Genomic DNA, 15,896 nt, shown 5'->3' with positions numbered 1-15,896 from the left:
TATAAAGGAAGGCTCCAATGACACAGGCAGCACAAATTACCGTTCCGGCAACCTATATGCGCGGTGGAACTAGCAAGGGTGTGTTTTTCAATTTGGAAGACTTGCCTAAAAAAGCACAACAAGCGGGCTCTGCTCGCGATGAATTGTTAATGCGTATTATTGGTAGCCCAGACCCTTACGGTAAACAAACTGACGGTATGGGCGGTGCTACCTCAAGCACGAGTAAAACAGTTATCGTGTCAAAAAGTCTGCAGCCAAATCATGATGTCGACTATCTGTTTGGTCAAATAGCCATTGATAAAGCATTTGTAGATTGGAGTGGCAACTGTGGCAACCTGACGGCGGCGGTGGGTGCCTTTGCTATACATAAGGGCTTGGTTGATAAAGATCGTTTGCCAACCAATGGCATTGCCGCAGTACGAATTTGGCAAGCGAACATTCAAAAAACACTTATTGTGAATATTCCAATGAGTAATGGTCAAGTGCAAGAAACCGGCGACTTCATGTTAGATGGAGTCACCTTCCCAGCCGCTGAAATAGTCGTTGAATTTATAGACCCGGCAGACGGTGAGGGTGCTATGTTCCCCACTGGTAATGTGATTGACCAACTCAAGGTGCCAGAATCTGTAGTTGCCGGTGGCAAGTTAACCGCCACATTAATTAACGCAGGCATCCCAACTATTTTTCTAAATGCTGAAGAATTAGGCTATCAAGGAACTGAACTGCAAGAAGCGATTAACAGCGATGAAACAGCGCTGGCGCGTTTCGAAACAATTCGTGCCTATGGCGCCGTTAAAATGGGTTTAATACAGCACGTAGATGAAGCTGCATTGCGTCAACATACTCCGAAGGTTGCATTTGTGAGTGCAGCTAAAGGATATACTGCATCAAGTGGTACACAAGTGCAGGCTGAACAAATTGATCTATTAGTACGAGCTCTTTCCATGGGCAAACTGCATCACGCTATGATGGGTACCGCCGCAGTGGCCATTGGCGCGGCAGCAGCAATCCCTGGAACCACAGTAAGCATCGCTGCGGGTGGCGCAAAGCCAACTGTTAACTTTGGCCATCCATCGGGCACCTTAAAAGTGGGAGCACAAGCAACGGAAGTTGCCGGACAGTGGCAAGTGGCAAAAGCAACCATGAGCCGAAGTGCGCGAATTATTATGTCGGGTCAAGTTCACGTGCCTGAGTAATTTTTAAGAAGTTAGTTTTTGTTAGTTGAATCTTATATTGTTTAGTGCACTCGGCTTTCCTAAATCGAGTGTGCTCCTTCCTTGCAGTATTAATATCCTAAAATATAAATTATTCATTAATTAATATTATGTTTTACGTTAATATCCCCGCGTTGAAGTGGCTGCTAAAATATATCTACGTAAAAGGGACCTTTAATGAAGGGCATACAAAAAATCATTCTGTTTTTATTTGTGATCGGATTCACGTTTCCAGCGATGGCGCAAAATTATATCTCGGGTGGGTACCGAATTGACTTGGTAACAGGAAGTGAGCACTACGAGTATTACCCAAGAGGCTATTTTATACAGGGAGGCACTTTTGTTTCTCCAAAAATACCAATGAACATTATTCTCGGTCAGGTAAGAACAGAGGTATGGGGTAGTGCATTTACACCTGTCAATGATATCTACTTAGGGGCAGAAATTGGCTATGACTTTGCTTTAGTCAGTAATGATGCTGAGGTCCAATTTAAAATTGGCTACCTTGGGCAAGCGCCTATTGAGCATTCTGCTCGGTCAATAGCTGACTACATCGAGACGATCACGCATCAGGGGCATTTTTCTGCTACCTATGCCGCGCCTGTTAACCACATCGTTTCTACTGAGGCACGACTCAAAGTAACTTTGTCAGAGCGAAGAAAGTCTCCCACAATTGCCAGCTTTTGGACAATCAGCCCTATAGACGCTTTATTTGTTCGGTTTGGCTTAGAGGTCTCTACCGCTTTTAAGTCAGCCGAAGGCTTTGAAGCATTTGGCGCTCAAACTGAATTTGGCTTCCGTTTTTAACTTAAATTGTAGGTATTTTTAATTGAAAAAACTAAAGATAATTGTACTAACAGGGCTGGTTCTATTTGGTTCTTTTAGCTTTTCCGAAACGAATGTAGACAATAAGTTTCAAGTAAACCTAGTCAGCAGGACCTATTCTGGAAATTATAATGTTTTTGGCAGCAACCCAGGGAGTTTATTGTATGAGCTAAAGGGTATTGGGCTGGAAGGTCGTTACATTTATTCTCCATGGACGACAATTGGCGTGCAAATCTATCAAATGAATCAATGCTCAATGGCATCAAATTCTTTCAATATTGGTTGTGAGGTTGATAAGCCACTAGTAGGCTTGAAAATTGAGTTGTTAACCGGCTATAACATGAATGGCCAAGGTGTTTATGTTTATACCGGAACCCATTACTTTTGGGAGGGAAATAAAGCGGTTTCATTTGGCAGCTTTACTATTCCATTGGGCATCGGTGCAAACTTTAAACAGTTTAATGTTGAGTTGTTCGCTGAATTACGAGAGGGCAATTACGTTGATTTAGGCGACTCTGGCTATTTTAGTGGAGTTGACCCTTCATATACTTCTGGTGCTGGAGGAAGTGTTATTGCAGATACAATGCCAGTAGGTATTTCCATAGGTTATAGATTTTAATAGAGGCTTCAATTACCTTCGATGTTTTAACTCAGTTGCTTAATTTGGGCCTACAAAAATGAGCAACTGAGCTTGGCTCTATCCCCGTCTTTTCCAAAAATTCACTATTGCTCTGATTTTTATAGTCTTGTGGTATGCTGATAATTCACTATTGTTAGTGACACAATTCTATTTTGGAGCCTTTATGATTACTGCAGAAGAAGCCTTATCTCGTTTAAAAGAAGGTAATCAACGATTTTATAGTGAAGACAGCCAGCATAAATCGATGTCTTCAGAGCGTCGACGTCAGTTATTAGTCGCGGATCAGGAGCCATTTGCAATTATCTTAGGGTGCTCAGACTCCAGAGTCCCTGCGGAAATCATATTCGACCAAGGCTTGGGTGACTTATTTGTGATTCGCGTTGCAGGAAATATTGTTGCACCTTCTCAAGTAGGCTCAATCGAGTATGCGGTAGAAAAGTTTGGTGCGCCCTTGGTGATCGTTTTAGGCCACTCAAATTGTGGGGCTATTCAATCAACATTGGATGCCTTAGCAGGCAAGACAGACACATCTTCTCATAATCTCAACTCAATCGTGTCTAGAATAAAACCAGTCATTGAAACTCTCTATGAAACCGATCTCAAGCATGACTACGAGCAGCTGATGAAGTATTCGGTCAGAGCAAATGTTCGCGCATCCGTGACTCATATACGCTATTCTTCGCCAATTCTCGAAAGACTTGTCCAGCAAGGAAAGGTAGCCGTTGTCGGCGCAGAGTATTCCTTGGCGACTGGAGAAGTAACATTTATTGACTAAGGAGTCACATGCTGTCTTTTTTCGAACGGATACTTAATCCGTTCCCTTCTGAAAGCCCGAGCCAACCACCTAGTACCCTAATTCAATTTTGCTTGCATTATACGAAAGGTATGTGGTGGCCAATTCTGATTGTTTCATTGCTTACTTCGATTGTCGCTATCGCCGAAGCCTCTATGTTCGGCATGATTGGTGTGGTTATTGATTGGCTAAGTTCGGGGAATCGTGAAACTTTTTTGGTTGATTATCGTTTTGAGTTGATCGCGATCTCTATTCTCTTATTGGTGGTAATTCCTTCAACCGTTTTGCTTCATTCAATGCTTGTACATCAGACGCTACTGGGGAATTACCCGATGGCGATTCGCTGGCAGGCGCATCGCTACCTAATAAAGCAAAGCTTATCTTTTTATCAAAATGATTTTGCCGGTCGAGTTGCCACCAAGTTAATGCAAACGTCACTTTCGGTGCGTGAATCAGTGATGAAGCTATTAGATGTCTTAGTCTATGTGGTTATCTATTTTGTCACCATGCTGGTATTGGTGGGTAATGCTGAAAAAGCCTTAATTATTCCAATGCTCGTATGGCTGTTAGGTTATGTCATGGTGCAGCGTTACTTCATCCCTCGCTTGCGTAATGTTGCCGCAGAACAAGCCGATGCCAGATCGTTAATGACAGGCAGAATTGTTGACAGCTATACCAACATTCAGACGGTAAAGCTTTTTGCCCATACCGATCGGGAAACCGAATACGCGAAAGAAGGTATGGACGGCTTTCTTGCCACGGTTCATAAGCAAATGCGGCTAGTGACCGGTTTCAATATGTGCATAGAATGGCTTAACTATACGTTGGTCTTCTCTATAGGCGCTCTGTCTTTATACCTTTGGCTGCAAAACAGTATCACGGTGGGTGCAATTGCTGTGGCACTTGCTTTGGCTCTGCGTTTAAATGGCATGAGTCATTGGATAATGTGGGAAGTGTCAGCGCTGTTTGAAAATATAGGTACAGTAATCGATGGCATGGGCACATTGAGTAAACCCATTGCAATTGAAGATGAACCTAATGCACCTGTGTTGCATGTTGAGCACGGTGAAATTGAATTTGACCAAGTTGGCTTTCACTATGGTAAAGGCTCTGGTGTCATAGAAGACCTACACCTAACACTTAAGCCCGGTGAAAAAGTAGGCCTGGTTGGCCGTTCAGGGGCAGGGAAGTCGACACTGGTTAATTTGTTGTTACGCTTTTACGATGTTGAATCAGGTGCTATACGTATCGACGGTCAAGAGATTAACCAAGTGCAACAAGAGTCACTTCGATCTAAAATTGGCATGGTGACTCAAGACACAATGTTGTTGCACAGATCTGTGCGGGACAATATCCTTTATGGCAAACCTGACGCCAGCGAAGCAGAATTACACGCCGCCTGTGCAAAGGCCGAGGCTTTAGATTTTATTGCAGAGTTAACCGATCCTAACGGGCTAAAAGGTTTCGATGCGCAAGTCGGTGAGCGCGGGATTAAACTCTCTGGTGGTCAGCGGCAACGAATCGCAATTGCTAGAGCTTTGTTGAAAAATGCACCCATATTAGTTCTCGACGAAGCGACATCAGCACTGGATTCAGAAGTTGAGGCCGCCATTCAAGAGAATCTATATAAGCTTATGGAAGGTAAAACCGTGATTGCGATAGCCCATCGGCTTTCGACTATTGCGGCCATGGATCGTTTGGTTGTTATGGACCAAGGCAGAGTAGTAGAGCAAGGTACTCACCAAGAGTTAATAGAACAGGGCGGTATTTATAGCTCACTTTGGGCGCATCAAACCGGTGGCTTTTTAGGTGAAGAATAACGTTACACTACGCGTATTAATGGGGTTTAGATGATAAAACATAATGAGTATTTTGGCGGTGCAGTTCAGTCGCTTTCCGTTTCAGGCCATGATAAACCAGCTACGGTTGGTGTTATGTCGATTGGTGAATATGAGTTCGGTACAGAAGCGGCTGAATTGATGAAAGTGGTCGTAGGGCAGCTGATTGTGAAACTGCCGGGTTCGGATGACTGGTTAACTTATTTAGCGGGCACCGAATTCAATGTGCCTGCAAACAGTAAATTTCAGTTGAAAGTCACCCAAGAGACAGTCTATTTGTGTATTTATGGCTAAATACTAAACACTCGAGGAGCCTGAGTGTTCAGGCTCCTCGGTTTAAGCAAGCTTAACTGTGTTTTAGTTTTTTCACTAGGTTGTATATTTGAACCAAAATAACGCCGGCTATTAGTCCGGTGAGGCCGTTCAGTACAGTTAACAGTAGACCAAAATTCACGGCCCATGTTTCAAATAAATGATGTAAAGCGGGAATGCCATGAACCAAAATACCGCCACCGACTAAAAACATGGCGATGGTGCCTGCAATAGACAAAAACTTCATCATTTTCGGAGCTAAGCTAAGCAAAAAGGATCCAGCCCATTTAGAACTGGTAGTTGCATTGGGCTTGTTAAATAAGTACAAGCCAAGATCATCCACTTTGACTAAGCCAGCGACAAGGCCATAAACACCCACAGTCACAACTATCGCGATTGTCGCAAGTACCAAAAATTGAGTTGTTAAGTTAACCGCAGCAACGGTACCTAAGGTAATGGCAATAATCTCTGCAGACAGAATGAAGTCAGTTCGTATCGCACCCTTTACTTTTTCTCGTTCAAAAGAAACCATGTTTACCTGAGGATCAAGAACAGCTTTTAATTTTTCTTCTCGAGCCAATTTCTTTTCTTCTGGCTTATGAAAGAACTTGTGAATGATCTTTTCCGCTCCTTCAAAGCATAAAAATGCGCCACCTAGCATCAATAAAGGTGTAATAGCCCAAGGAATAAAAAAACTGATTAACAAGGCCAATGGCACGAGTATGAGTTTATTGATAAACGAGCCCTTGGCAACAGCCCAAACGACAGGTATTTCTCTGGCGGCGCTAACGCCGGTTACTTGCTCGGCGTTTAGAGCGAGATCATCACCAAGCACGCCAGCGGTCTTTTTGGCCGCAGCTTTGGTCATGAGTGCGACATCATCTAATAGGGTTGCTATGTCGTCGATTAGTGCGAGGAGGCTTGTTCCAGCCATATAAATTCCTTAGTTTAAAAACTTTTCTATAATTTTGAGAAAGACGTTGGGTTTTTCTGCATGAGGCCAATGGCCCGCGCCTTCTATGAGTTTTGCTTGAGCATATGGAAATAGGGCGTTGATTTGAGGTTGATCTTCGGCGCTAATGTACTGGCTATTCATTCCCTTTATAAATAAAGTGGGCTGTCGAAATGGCTCATTCATAGTAGGGGCTTGTGCAATCTCATCATAGTGCTGTTCTAATATTGGGTAGTTAAACCGCCAGTTCAAGACGCCGTCTTTCTTATATAGACTCTTCAATAAGAACTGTCGTATGCCCTGATCTTCAACCCAAGGTGCGAGCTGGGCTTCTACACTTTGTCGATCTTGGTAAAGGTTCAGATCAATGGTATTGAGAGCTTTAAATATATCTTGATGATGGGGAGGATAAAATTTTGGTGCGATATCGACAACAATGAGCTTTTCTATTCTTTGCGCATGTGCGTTTAAAGCCATTTGCATTGCTATTTTACCGCCCATAGAATGACCGAGTAGTCGGTAGCTGGTAATGTCTTGTTGGTCAATCCAGTGTTCAACAATGTTCGCGATGGCTGGGTATGAAGGGTCGTTTACCCAAGCCGAACGTCCGTGATTCGGTAAATCGATCAAATGTATTCTGTAGTGATCACTCAAACTTCGTGCGATACTTTTCCAATTGTCACCGGCACCGAAGAGGCCGTGTAAAAAAACTAAATCGGGTCCGCTGCCAAGTGTTTCAGTGTTTAACATGCTATGTCCTTCGTGTTGTAGCAGAGCAGTTTATATAATAAATAGTCAGAGGCAAGCAGTATGAAGTGTAGATTTGGCTGCGGCGCCTGTTGTATCGCTCCCAGTATCAACCAACCGTTCTATGGCATGCCAGAGGGTAAGCCAGCAGGAATTGCCTGTGTACACCTTGATGACTCTTTTAATTGTTTGATTTTTGATCGCCCAGAAAGGCCGAAGGTTTGTTCAAACTTTGCCGCTGAACAAAGTATCTGTGGTGACAATAGAGAGCAAGCCCTCTCTATTTTAGAAGAGTTAGAATTGATAACGCTTAACAAGGTAGGTGAAGACTAACCCGTTTTACATTAATGCCGCACGTGAGGCCTGTACTTGTTTATCCAATTCTATATAAATTTCATGATCTCTATCGGGTGGTAAGTTAAATTGCTCAAAGAGCTTGATCTCTGACCAATCTTTTAGACCCCAACCTGCCTGCACATCTTTATTGTGAATGAGGTTTGCAAGTGTAATAAGTCCGGTAAAATCGGGCTGTTCAGAAACACGATCAGTTTTACGATAATACTTAGGCACTGATGTTAATTCTTCAGAGAAATCCCATTTCTTCAAAATGGCCTCACCTAAGGGCCCATGTAAGCGATCAATAATTTTACCTAAGGTAATGTTATCTTGGATGATATCGTCACGCTCTTCGGCATAGGTCAAGATAGGTAACGCACCGAGGCGATGAATGAGGCCGGCGAGCATGGCTTCATCAGGCGGTAGTAATTTGGTGTGTGAAGCCAGTACCGATGCCCAGGTTGAAATAGTCCCTGTTAATTGCCATAAGGCGCGCATGCGTTTTTCAATCATGTCACTGGTAGCCTGAAACATTTGTTCCATCGCTAAGCCAATGGCAAGGTTTGAAGTGTAATTCATACCTAGACGGCTTACCGCCATTGGAAGGTTTTTTACGTCTTGAGCAGCGCGTAAAAGAGGGCTATTGACGACACGGATAATTCTGGCCGTTAAAGCGGAGTCTTGAACGATAATTTCAGTTAAGTCGTTAATAGTGGAGTCGTCTCGTTCGGCAATATCTCTCACTTTTAGCGCTATCTCTGGAAGGCTTGGTAGCGTTAATTGGTCATTATTTAATGCTTCTACTATATCTTTTGTGACCGTCTCAACTAAGTTGCTCATGTTTTCTCTATACCCGTTCGAAACTATTTAAAAAGAGTGTAGCAGCTCTAACTGAAGCTGCTCGTTTTCCGTGATAAAAAGCGGACCTTCAGTTGCATCGGTTTTAATCACGGCTAGGCCATATGAATGCGGACCCCAATGAGCGCATTGCAGCAGATTACCAACAGTTTTGCCGTTAGCGGAAATTGATTGCGAGGTTGTCATTGAATCAGTCGCACGCACCGCGTAAAGCCGCTTTTTGCTGCTACCTTTGTAGTGTAAACGTGCAACAACTTCTTGGCCGGTATAGCAACCTTTAGTGAAAGAGACCGTGTTTAAACTATCTAAATTGATATTCTGAGCTATCCATTGTTCAAACTGATGTTCGTCAAGCCATAAAACACCTTGTTTAATCTCTTCAACCAGCCATTGCTCTGCTGTGTCCAGCTCTTCGTTAATTGCTGGCGAATTAAGCTCTAAACTCATTAGGTCATTGAGTTTAAACCCAGGGCGATCACCTGTTCCAATATACCCGACCATATTCAGCGCTGCATTGCTGGTTATCGACATTTTGGTGCCGCGGAAAAAAGGCACATATTTTTTAAGGTGGTCATAGAGCAAAGCCGCTGAACTAGCATGACAAAGTAATTCAAAATCATCTTGGCTGTCATTGACACGATGCACAAGAACATTACTGACAACGCGACCTTTCGCTGAGCAAAAAGCCCCCGGCAAGGCACCAAAACTAGGGATCTTTTTAATATCCTGGGTGCATTGGCCTTGTAAAAAGGTCAGTGCATCGCTACCACAGACCGTGATAGAGGCTAAATGTTTGATCGGATGTTGAGTTATTTCGTTCATAGGGCTCGGTTTGACTCTAGAAAATGGTAAACTAAGGACAATATCGTAATGTGTAGAGTAATTGAAAGTGGATCAAAAAGAAAAAGAAGAAACAGAAATTCGCCGTTTATGGTGGCACAGTCGTCGAGGCATGCTAGAGCTTGATGGTTTATTGTTACCTTTCACTGAAAATAAATTCCGTGGTTTAACAGAGGCGAATAAATTTTTGTATCGTCGTTTGATTGATTGCGAAGATCAGGATCTCTTTGACTGGTTTATGCAAAAATCAAAAAGTGAAGATACAGAGCTTCAGAGGATGGTCGAAATTGTCCTTGAATATGCACGTAACGGTTAGCGCAACCCTGTCGCACAGCCGTTGGCCATACCTTGTTCACGGCTTTGCATTGGTGTTAACCAGTTTTTTGACGATCGCATTATTTGAGCATGGTTATTTTATAATCATGCTTGCTTTGGCTTTTCTGCTTACAATTCGACGCATAGCACCTGATCCATATCGCCATTTGCAATGGCAGTGCTCTGAAATACGCTTGATACCAGTCTCTGAGAATAATGAAAGTAGTGAGACGAATAAGTGGATGTGGGCAGGGCATGGGCGTCAGTCTTTTGCTTTTATTAAATTAGAATTACAAGGTGAAGCTGGCAAAAAGTCCCTAGTTATCTGGAAAGATCAAGTGAGCGAAGCTAGCTGGCGTGCATTGAATATGGCGTTTTCAGTTTGGCAGCCAGTTATTATACAGCAACTTAAGGCCGCTAAGGCACTTCCCGCGAAGACAGTACCGTAATTTCAGCGTTTTCATTGGTTTGTGGATGGCTGCGAGTATAGTGTAGACCGCGGCTTTCTTTGCGCGAAAGCGCAGATTCAATGATCAATTCAGCGACAACGACTAAATTGCGCAATTCCAGTAAATCAGCATTGACTCGGTAATTAGAGTAGTAATCCATAATTTCTTGTTTAAGCACTTTAACACGACGCTTCGCGCGCTCTAAGCGTTTATCTGTGCGCACAATGCCAACATAGTCCCACATAAAACGGCGTAGTTCATCCCAGTTATGAGTAATGACAATGAGTTCATCGGAATCGCTTACGCGTGATTCATCCCATAACGGTAAATTTTCGGGATTATAGGCTTTCAGCTCAGAATTTATGATGTGCTCTGCGGCACTACGGGCATAAACAATGCACTCAAGCAGTGAATTAGATGCGAGGCGGTTAGCTCCATGTAGCCCGGTATAAGCGCATTCACCTGCGGCATACAAACCGGGTAGTTCGGTGCAGCCATGCACATCTGTTCGTACACCTCCGCAAGTGTAATGAGCAGCGGGTACGATAGGTAAAGGTTCTTTGGTCATATCGTAGCCATATTCTAAGCAACGTTTATAGATAGTTGGGAAATGGCTGGTTATAAACTCAGCAGGCTTGTGAGAGATATCTAAGTAAAGATTGTCGACCCCTAAGCGCTTCATTTCATGGTCAATGGCTCGGGCTACTATATCGCGCGGGGCGAGCTCCGCGCGTTCGTCAAACTCGTGCATAAAGCGTTTGCCATTGGGCAGTTTCAATAGGCCGCCTTCACCTCGAACCGCTTCCGAGACTAAAAAAGATTTAGCCTTTGGGTGAAACAAACAGGTTGGGTGAAATTGGTTGAACTCCATATTGACCACTTGGCAGCCTGCGCGCCATGCCATTGCTATACCGTCACCGGTCGCACCATCGGGGTTAGAAGTATATAAATAGGTTTTACTTGCCCCACCTGAAGCCAGTAAAGTGAATTGAGCACCAATCGTTACTGTTTCGTCTTTGGCCATATCTAAAACATAAGCACCCACGCAACGATTAGGTTCATTAGTAACGCCAAGCTTTTCGAGCATGATAAGGTCAATGGCTACGTGGTTTTCGAGCACTAAAATATTGGGTGCTTGATTTACTCGGTCTATCAGTGTGCTTGAAATGGCAAGGCCCGTGGCATCGGCTGCATGTATAATACGTCGCTGACTATGTCCGCCTTCACGTGTTAAATGAAACTCAGCGTCTGAGCCATCAGCCATGGTAAAAGGGACGCCTTGGTCAACTAGCCAATGGATAGCACTGGTTGAGCGCTCAATCGTGTGACGTACCGCTTTAGGGTCGCACAATCCCGCCCCAGCTTTGAGTGTGTCTTCCACGTGCTGGTCGACGGAATCGACATCATCTAAAACACCAGCAACACCGCCTTGAGCCCAGGCGGTAGAACCACCACCAAGCTGCCCCTTGCTCAATACCAAAATATTCATGTGGCTCGGAAGGCTCAACGCCATGGTGAGACCAGCCGCTCCAGAGCCGACAATCAAAACATCAGTAGCAAGACGGGTAGACATAATTTTATACTCTTAACGGTAACCGGCGAAGATTGTACGGAGTTTACAGCACATGTACATAATCTGAATCAATCGAAACGTTACAGATTAGGTCTAAATTTAAAGAGATTGGGAACTTTTTAAGCGAGTTCACGTCAATAGAGTAAGAATAAACTTGGAGCACACGGAATGGCAGATGCCGCCGATGTCGATTTACTACTGGTACGAAAAGCTCAAAAAGGTGACAAACGCGCGTTTGATCTACTGGTGCTGAAGTATCAACACCGATTAGCCAGTGTCGTGGCTAAACTGATCTCAGAGCGCGATATTGTAGAAGACATAGTGCAAGACTCTTTCGTGAAAGCCTATCGGGCGATAACGGGGTTTCGAGGTGACAGTGCGTTTTTTACTTGGTTACATCGTATTGCAACAAATACGGCAAAAAACCACCTAGAGTCAGCAGGTCGCAAGCCGAGTTATAGGGCGCAAGACCTTGATGCATTAGTCACGATCGATACGCCAGAATCACTGCGCGACTATGATACCCCCGATGGATTAATGGCTAAGCAGCAGTTGGAAGATAAGCTTCAGCAATCTTTGGCCGCCTTGCCCGAAGACTTACGCATCGCATTAACGCTGCGAGAGTTTGAAGGCAAAAGCTATCAAGATATTTCGAAGATTATGGACACGCCGATTGGAACCGTTCGTTCCAGAATTTTTAGGGCAAGAGAATTTATTGAACAACAATTACATTCGGTGATCGCGGGTCGTAACCGTTTATCAGCCGAGAATTGAGGTAGCCGTCGATGACAAAAGTAAATGAAAGTTTTTCCGCCTTTTTAGATGGTGAGGCAAGTGAATTAGATATCCAGCGCTTGCTCAAAGCCTATGAGGAGGATCCGAATGTCGCTGGTCATTGGCATAACCTATCAAGCGCCCAGGCGCTGCTGAATAACGAAGTTGTTAGTCAGGCTGGATTGCAGTTTAAAGCAGCCTCAGCTTCAGACAAACCGGCAAAATCGTTAACAGCATGGTTGCCGAGAGCTACGGTAGCCGCCGTGGTTGTCGTTGCGGTAACCAGTGGGTATTGGGTCACGGTCCAATCGAATACCAACGCTACAGTTCCACAAATTAGTATCAATCAAAGTGAGCAGTCGTCAGCTGTTTTAGCTGCGCAGCAGTTCGAAGCGCAACAACGATTACAGGCTTTTTTGAAGGAACATATTGAGCAGGCCTCATTTTCATCAGGGCATGGTGTTATTCCGAGTGCTTTAACTTGGTCACAATTGAGTGAGTCAAATGAGTAAAATAGTTTTTCGATTGCTTCTAGTTGGCTTAGTTTCAATGCAGTCAGTTCAGGCAATGGAATGGATGTGGTTAGAGAAAATGCGTTTGTCGGTTCAGCAGTTGACCTATCGAGGTGAATTCCTGCATCGTCGTGGTGATGAGACAAATGTTTATAGCGTTATTCATCAGTATGATAAGCAAGGCGGCACTACAGAGTTACTGAAGCAGCTTGACGGGTTCATGGTAGAAGTCTTAAGGCAAGGGGAACTGTTGACCTGTTACTTCCCTGAAGGGTCTGAAACGGCTGCCGATCATGCCGTGCCTGCAGCGCCCTTTACTCAGTTAACGGCGATGGACATAGAGCGCATTAGCCAAACCTACAAAGCCATGGAGGTAGGGGAGGAGAGAGTCGCTGGATTTAAAACTAAAATTATTAGTTTATCGACAGGCCCGTGGGGATACGAACATCGCTATTGGCTTGATAAAGGCACTCATATGCTATTGCAGTCAGAATTAATTGATGCCGATGGTAATGTTTTAGAGCAGTTTCGTTTTACTCGCTTAGAATTAAACGCGGTGTTAAAACCGACTGAGTTGACACCAACTGTCGAGTCGCCCGTGCTAGTGCAAAAAAGCCAAATTAGTCACCTTGCTAACAAGCAGCAAAGTAAAAAAGTTAAGTTAAATTGGATGCCGAATGGCTTTATGCTGTCCCATTCCGCGACCAGTGCCAGTGCCCAGGGTTGGACCGAAAAGCTTATCTACAGTGATGGTTTAACGAGTTTCAGTGTGTTTGTCGATAGTGCTGGACTTAAGATGCCTCAATCAACCATGGCAAAAATGGGCGCAACCACTGCATTAATGATCAGTCGTGATAAACTTGGTATTACCGTGATTGGTGAAGTGCCAGAGCAAACCGCGTTAAAACTGGCGCAGAATGTTGTGTTGGTCGAGGATTTCTAAACCCCATGTTGATAGAAGAACAAGGCACTGTTGTTGCCATCGAGCCCGCTGGCGTAGTTGTTGAAGTCGTGCGTACAAGTGCTTGTCAAAGTTGTAAAGCTAAGCAAGGTTGTGGTCAAGCTGTCCTAAGCGAGTGGGGTAGTGAAACCAAGCAGCAAGCTAAAAATCATTTTAATATCCCGACCGACCAAGCATTTCATGTTGGTGATGTGGTTAAGTTAGGTATGCAACCTGACGTCATTTCTCAAGTGGCGTTGTTGGTATATATACTGCCACTGTTCTTCGGTTTGGCGTTTTTAAGCTTGGCGTTGTATTTGAATTTTAACGAAGGTATTCAGCTAATAGGTTTTGTGGCTGGTATTTTCGCAGCCTATGCGTTTATGCATAAATATTCCTTCATAAAAACAGCGCGATTAACCCCTGTAATCCTCCAAGTGTATGGTGCGCGTCAAAGTAATGTGATTGCTTCGTCAAATTAAGCCTTAGGGTGTAAAACAGACGTAAAGCGACTACTAACCACTTCGTGTGGCCTTACTCTTAGCGCTATTGTTAGTGCAGTCTTATTAGGAGTAGAACAGATGGCTAAGCGATTTTTATTGCTATTCAATTTATTTTTCGTTTCGAGCACAGTGGTTTTTGCCCTGTCTTCAGGCTTGCCTGATTTTACCCAGTTGGTTGAAGATCAGTCACCTTCGGTCGTTAAAATCAGTACCAAATCCACCCGTAAAGCGGTAGCGCAAGGCCGAGAAGATGTGCCCGAGCTGTTTCGCTACTTCTTCGGTGACCAGTTACCCGACGATTTTAACTATAATCAACCTCAGCCAAGTCAGGGTTTGGGGTCTGGGTTTATATTCTCTGAAGATGGTTATATTTTGACCAACAATCATGTCGTTGATGGTGCCGATGAAATTACCGTCCGGTTAACCAATGGTGACGAGTTTGAAGCTCAATTAATCGGTTCCGATGCTGCAAGCGATGTAGCTGTACTCAAAATTGAAGGTGAAAAACTTCCTGCGGTGAAACTGGGCGATAGTGATGCGCTTAGAGTAGGTGAGTGGGTACTTGCTATCGGTTCGCCGTTTAATTTTGAATACAGTGTCACCGCAGGCATCGTCAGTGCCAAAGGACGCGCGCTAGGTGGTAATGACCGATATGTTCCTTTTATCCAGACCGATGTAGCCATTAACCCAGGAAACTCTGGTGGGCCACTTTTTAACCTAGATGGCGAAGTTGTGGGTATTAACTCGCAAATATATACACGTTCGGGTGGTTTTATGGGCGTGTCGTTTGCGATACCGATTAACATAGCTATGAGCGTTGCTGAGCAACTGAAAGAAAATGGTGTTGTGCAACGAGGCTGGTTGGGTGTTGAAATGTACGCTGCCTTTAACGATGATCTCGAATTGGCAAAATCTCTTGGTTTAGACCGTGCTGAAGGCGCTCTCGTTGCTCGAGTGTTCGATGATAGCCCAGCAGAGCAAGCTGGCATTCAAGCTAACGATGTAATTATCGAGCTTAACGGTAGTGAAGTTAAGCGTTATTCCGATTTACCGCCGCTGGTGGGTTTAATTAAACCAGGTGATTCAGTTGATGCCATTATTTTACGAGATGGTAAAGAACGTAAAGTTAGCGTGACAATAGGCATTTTAAATGAAAACGGCTTAGCTACCGCGCCCGCGTTGAATCCGCAGGCAGATAACCCGTTAAATATCATAGTCCGTGATGCCGGTGGAAAAAACGGGGTGGTCGTTGATCAAGTCTTAGATGGGCCTGCAAAGCGAGCCGGTATGCGCCAAAACGACATTATTACCATGATGCGTAATGAGTTCGTTCGTACCGAAGACGATTTTGACCGCATAATGTCTGAGCTACCTGCAAATGGTGCCGTTGCCGTTCGGATTATTCGTGGTAATAACATTGTTTACTTAGCAATACCGATAAAGTAGTCAAAATTTGGTTTTGCCCGCACTTTGTG

At 44.2% G+C, this 15,896-nt stretch carries 19 protein-coding genes; 14 read left to right on the top strand and 5 right to left on the bottom strand.

The window, feature by feature from the left end; all coding sequences use genetic code 11:
- Positions 1 to 17: 17 nt before the first annotated feature.
- From prpF to ACI882_RS06450, 6 genes are all read left to right on the top strand, one after another.
- Entirely contained in the window at positions 18 to 1,196 is a 1,179-nt protein-coding gene (gene prpF / locus ACI882_RS06475) for a 2-methylaconitate cis-trans isomerase PrpF (protein ID WP_411744256.1), read from the top strand.
- A 195-nt stretch (positions 1,197 to 1,391) separates the two neighbouring features.
- A complete protein-coding gene (locus tag ACI882_RS06470) occupies positions 1,392 to 2,021 on the top strand; it encodes a hypothetical protein (RefSeq protein ID WP_411744257.1) in 630 nt (209 codons plus the stop codon).
- A gap of 22 nt (positions 2,022 to 2,043) precedes the next feature.
- Positions 2,044 to 2,658 carry a hypothetical protein gene (locus tag ACI882_RS06465; protein WP_411744258.1) on the top strand — a complete coding sequence of 205 codons (615 nt, stop codon included), beginning with the start codon at positions 2,044 to 2,046 and terminating at the stop codon, positions 2,656 to 2,658.
- 184 nt (positions 2,659 to 2,842) lie between these two features.
- Positions 2,843 to 3,454 carry a carbonic anhydrase gene (locus ACI882_RS06460; RefSeq protein ID WP_411744259.1) on the top strand — a complete coding sequence of 204 codons (612 nt, stop codon included), beginning with the start codon at positions 2,843 to 2,845 and terminating at the stop codon, positions 3,452 to 3,454.
- A gap of 8 nt (positions 3,455 to 3,462) precedes the next feature.
- Positions 3,463 to 5,292, top strand: a complete 1,830-nt coding sequence (locus ACI882_RS06455; RefSeq protein ID WP_411744260.1) for an ABC transporter ATP-binding protein — start codon at positions 3,463 to 3,465, stop codon at positions 5,290 to 5,292.
- A 30-nt stretch (positions 5,293 to 5,322) separates the two neighbouring features.
- Positions 5,323 to 5,604: a pyrimidine/purine nucleoside phosphorylase gene (locus ACI882_RS06450; RefSeq protein WP_411744261.1), complete on the top strand. Its 282-nt coding sequence runs from the start codon at positions 5,323 to 5,325 to the stop codon at positions 5,602 to 5,604.
- Between the two features lie 52 nt (positions 5,605 to 5,656).
- Here ACI882_RS06450 and ACI882_RS06445 read toward each other — a convergent pair whose 3' ends face one another.
- Together ACI882_RS06445 and ACI882_RS06440 are read right to left on the bottom strand one after the other, a co-directional pair.
- Entirely contained in the window at positions 5,657 to 6,556 is a 900-nt protein-coding gene (locus ACI882_RS06445) for a DUF808 domain-containing protein (RefSeq protein ID WP_411744262.1), read from the bottom strand.
- A 9-nt stretch (positions 6,557 to 6,565) separates the two neighbouring features.
- On the bottom strand, positions 6,566 to 7,324 hold the full coding sequence (locus tag ACI882_RS06440; protein ID WP_411744263.1) for an alpha/beta fold hydrolase: 759 nt from the start codon (positions 7,322 to 7,324) through the stop codon (positions 6,566 to 6,568).
- Between the two features lie 60 nt (positions 7,325 to 7,384).
- On the opposite strand from ACI882_RS06440, the gene ACI882_RS06435 reads away from it, so the two are divergent.
- Positions 7,385 to 7,654 (top strand): YkgJ family cysteine cluster protein, encoded by a 270-nt coding sequence (locus ACI882_RS06435; RefSeq protein ID WP_411744264.1) that lies wholly within the window; start codon positions 7,385 to 7,387, stop codon positions 7,652 to 7,654.
- Between the two features lie 6 nt (positions 7,655 to 7,660).
- Here the strand turns inward: ACI882_RS06435 and ACI882_RS06430 are convergent, their stop codons facing one another.
- Together ACI882_RS06430 and ACI882_RS06425 are read right to left on the bottom strand one after the other, a co-directional pair.
- Positions 7,661 to 8,497: an HDOD domain-containing protein gene (locus ACI882_RS06430; RefSeq protein WP_411746684.1), complete on the bottom strand. Its 837-nt coding sequence runs from the start codon at positions 8,495 to 8,497 to the stop codon at positions 7,661 to 7,663.
- A gap of 27 nt (positions 8,498 to 8,524) precedes the next feature.
- Positions 8,525 to 9,337, bottom strand: a complete 813-nt coding sequence (locus tag ACI882_RS06425; protein WP_411745605.1) for a YgfZ/GcvT domain-containing protein — start codon at positions 9,335 to 9,337, stop codon at positions 8,525 to 8,527.
- Positions 9,338 to 9,467: 130 nt separating this feature from the next.
- On the opposite strand from ACI882_RS06425, the gene ACI882_RS06420 reads away from it, so the two are divergent.
- On the top strand, positions 9,468 to 9,671 hold the full coding sequence (locus ACI882_RS06420; protein WP_411745613.1) for a succinate dehydrogenase assembly factor 2: 204 nt from the start codon (positions 9,468 to 9,470) through the stop codon (positions 9,669 to 9,671).
- Entirely contained in the window at positions 9,643 to 10,119 is a 477-nt protein-coding gene (locus ACI882_RS06415; protein WP_411745606.1) for a protein YgfX, read from the top strand. Before ACI882_RS06420 ends, ACI882_RS06415 begins: the two co-directional genes overlap by 29 nt.
- On the opposite strand, the gene nadB is transcribed toward ACI882_RS06415, so the two are convergent.
- On the bottom strand, positions 10,088 to 11,692 hold the full coding sequence (gene nadB / locus ACI882_RS06410) for an L-aspartate oxidase (protein ID WP_411745607.1): 1,605 nt from the start codon (positions 11,690 to 11,692) through the stop codon (positions 10,088 to 10,090). The two genes, ACI882_RS06415 and nadB, sit on opposite strands and share 32 nt — an antisense overlap.
- A gap of 168 nt (positions 11,693 to 11,860) precedes the next feature.
- Between nadB and rpoE the strand changes: the two genes are divergently transcribed.
- From rpoE to ACI882_RS06385, 5 genes are all read left to right on the top strand, one after another.
- Entirely contained in the window at positions 11,861 to 12,466 is a 606-nt protein-coding gene (rpoE, locus tag ACI882_RS06405; RefSeq protein WP_411745608.1) for an RNA polymerase sigma factor RpoE, read from the top strand.
- A gap of 11 nt (positions 12,467 to 12,477) precedes the next feature.
- Entirely contained in the window at positions 12,478 to 12,978 is a 501-nt protein-coding gene (locus tag ACI882_RS06400) for a hypothetical protein (RefSeq protein ID WP_411745609.1), read from the top strand.
- Positions 12,971 to 13,921 carry a MucB/RseB C-terminal domain-containing protein gene (locus ACI882_RS06395; RefSeq protein WP_411745610.1) on the top strand — a complete coding sequence of 317 codons (951 nt, stop codon included), beginning with the start codon at positions 12,971 to 12,973 and terminating at the stop codon, positions 13,919 to 13,921. Before ACI882_RS06400 ends, ACI882_RS06395 begins: the two co-directional genes overlap by 8 nt.
- Before the next feature lie 5 nt (positions 13,922 to 13,926).
- A complete protein-coding gene (locus ACI882_RS06390) occupies positions 13,927 to 14,400 on the top strand; it encodes a SoxR reducing system RseC family protein (protein ID WP_411745611.1) in 474 nt (157 codons plus the stop codon).
- 99 nt (positions 14,401 to 14,499) lie between these two features.
- Positions 14,500 to 15,867, top strand: coding sequence for a DegQ family serine endoprotease (locus tag ACI882_RS06385; protein WP_411748452.1), 1,368 nt, complete (start codon positions 14,500 to 14,502; stop codon positions 15,865 to 15,867).
- The last annotated feature ends 29 nt before the right edge of the window (positions 15,868 to 15,896 follow it).

This window comes from Reinekea sp. (assembly GCF_046710285.1).
GTDB lineage: Bacteria > Pseudomonadota > Gammaproteobacteria > Pseudomonadales > Natronospirillaceae > Reinekea.
Note: the sequence above shows the minus strand (reverse complement) of the source record. Positions and strands in the feature narration are given on the sequence as shown.

Excerpts from the sequence above, each read along its gene's own strand:
- prpF (WP_411744256.1), top strand. The coding sequence starts at position 18 with ATGACACAGGCAGCACAAATTACCGTTCCGGCAACCTATATGCGCGGT.
- ACI882_RS06470 (WP_411744257.1), top strand. The coding sequence starts at position 1,392 with ATGAAGGGCATACAAAAAATCATTCTGTTTTTATTTGTGATCGGATTC.
- ACI882_RS06460 (WP_411744259.1), top strand. The coding sequence starts at position 2,843 with ATGATTACTGCAGAAGAAGCCTTATCTCGTTTAAAAGAAGGTAATCAA.
- ACI882_RS06455 (WP_411744260.1), top strand. The coding sequence starts at position 3,463 with ATGCTGTCTTTTTTCGAACGGATACTTAATCCGTTCCCTTCTGAAAGC.
- ACI882_RS06450 (WP_411744261.1), top strand. The coding sequence starts at position 5,323 with ATGATAAAACATAATGAGTATTTTGGCGGTGCAGTTCAGTCGCTTTCC.
- ACI882_RS06445 (WP_411744262.1), bottom strand. The coding sequence starts at position 6,556 with ATGGCTGGAACAAGCCTCCTCGCACTAATCGACGACATAGCAACCCTA.
- ACI882_RS06440 (WP_411744263.1), bottom strand. The coding sequence starts at position 7,324 with ATGTTAAACACTGAAACACTTGGCAGCGGACCCGATTTAGTTTTTTTA.
- ACI882_RS06435 (WP_411744264.1), top strand. The coding sequence starts at position 7,385 with ATGAAGTGTAGATTTGGCTGCGGCGCCTGTTGTATCGCTCCCAGTATC.
- ACI882_RS06430 (WP_411746684.1), bottom strand. The coding sequence starts at position 8,497 with ATGAGCAACTTAGTTGAGACGGTCACAAAAGATATAGTAGAAGCATTA.
- ACI882_RS06425 (WP_411745605.1), bottom strand. The coding sequence starts at position 9,337 with ATGAACGAAATAACTCAACATCCGATCAAACATTTAGCCTCTATCACG.
- ACI882_RS06420 (WP_411745613.1), top strand. The coding sequence starts at position 9,468 with ATGCTAGAGCTTGATGGTTTATTGTTACCTTTCACTGAAAATAAATTC.
- nadB (WP_411745607.1), bottom strand. The coding sequence starts at position 11,692 with ATGTCTACCCGTCTTGCTACTGATGTTTTGATTGTCGGCTCTGGAGCG.
- rpoE (WP_411745608.1), top strand. The coding sequence starts at position 11,861 with ATGGCAGATGCCGCCGATGTCGATTTACTACTGGTACGAAAAGCTCAA.
- ACI882_RS06400 (WP_411745609.1), top strand. The coding sequence starts at position 12,478 with ATGACAAAAGTAAATGAAAGTTTTTCCGCCTTTTTAGATGGTGAGGCA.
- ACI882_RS06395 (WP_411745610.1), top strand. The coding sequence starts at position 12,971 with ATGAGTAAAATAGTTTTTCGATTGCTTCTAGTTGGCTTAGTTTCAATG.
- ACI882_RS06390 (WP_411745611.1), top strand. The coding sequence starts at position 13,927 with ATGTTGATAGAAGAACAAGGCACTGTTGTTGCCATCGAGCCCGCTGGC.
- ACI882_RS06385 (WP_411748452.1), top strand. The coding sequence starts at position 14,500 with ATGGCTAAGCGATTTTTATTGCTATTCAATTTATTTTTCGTTTCGAGC.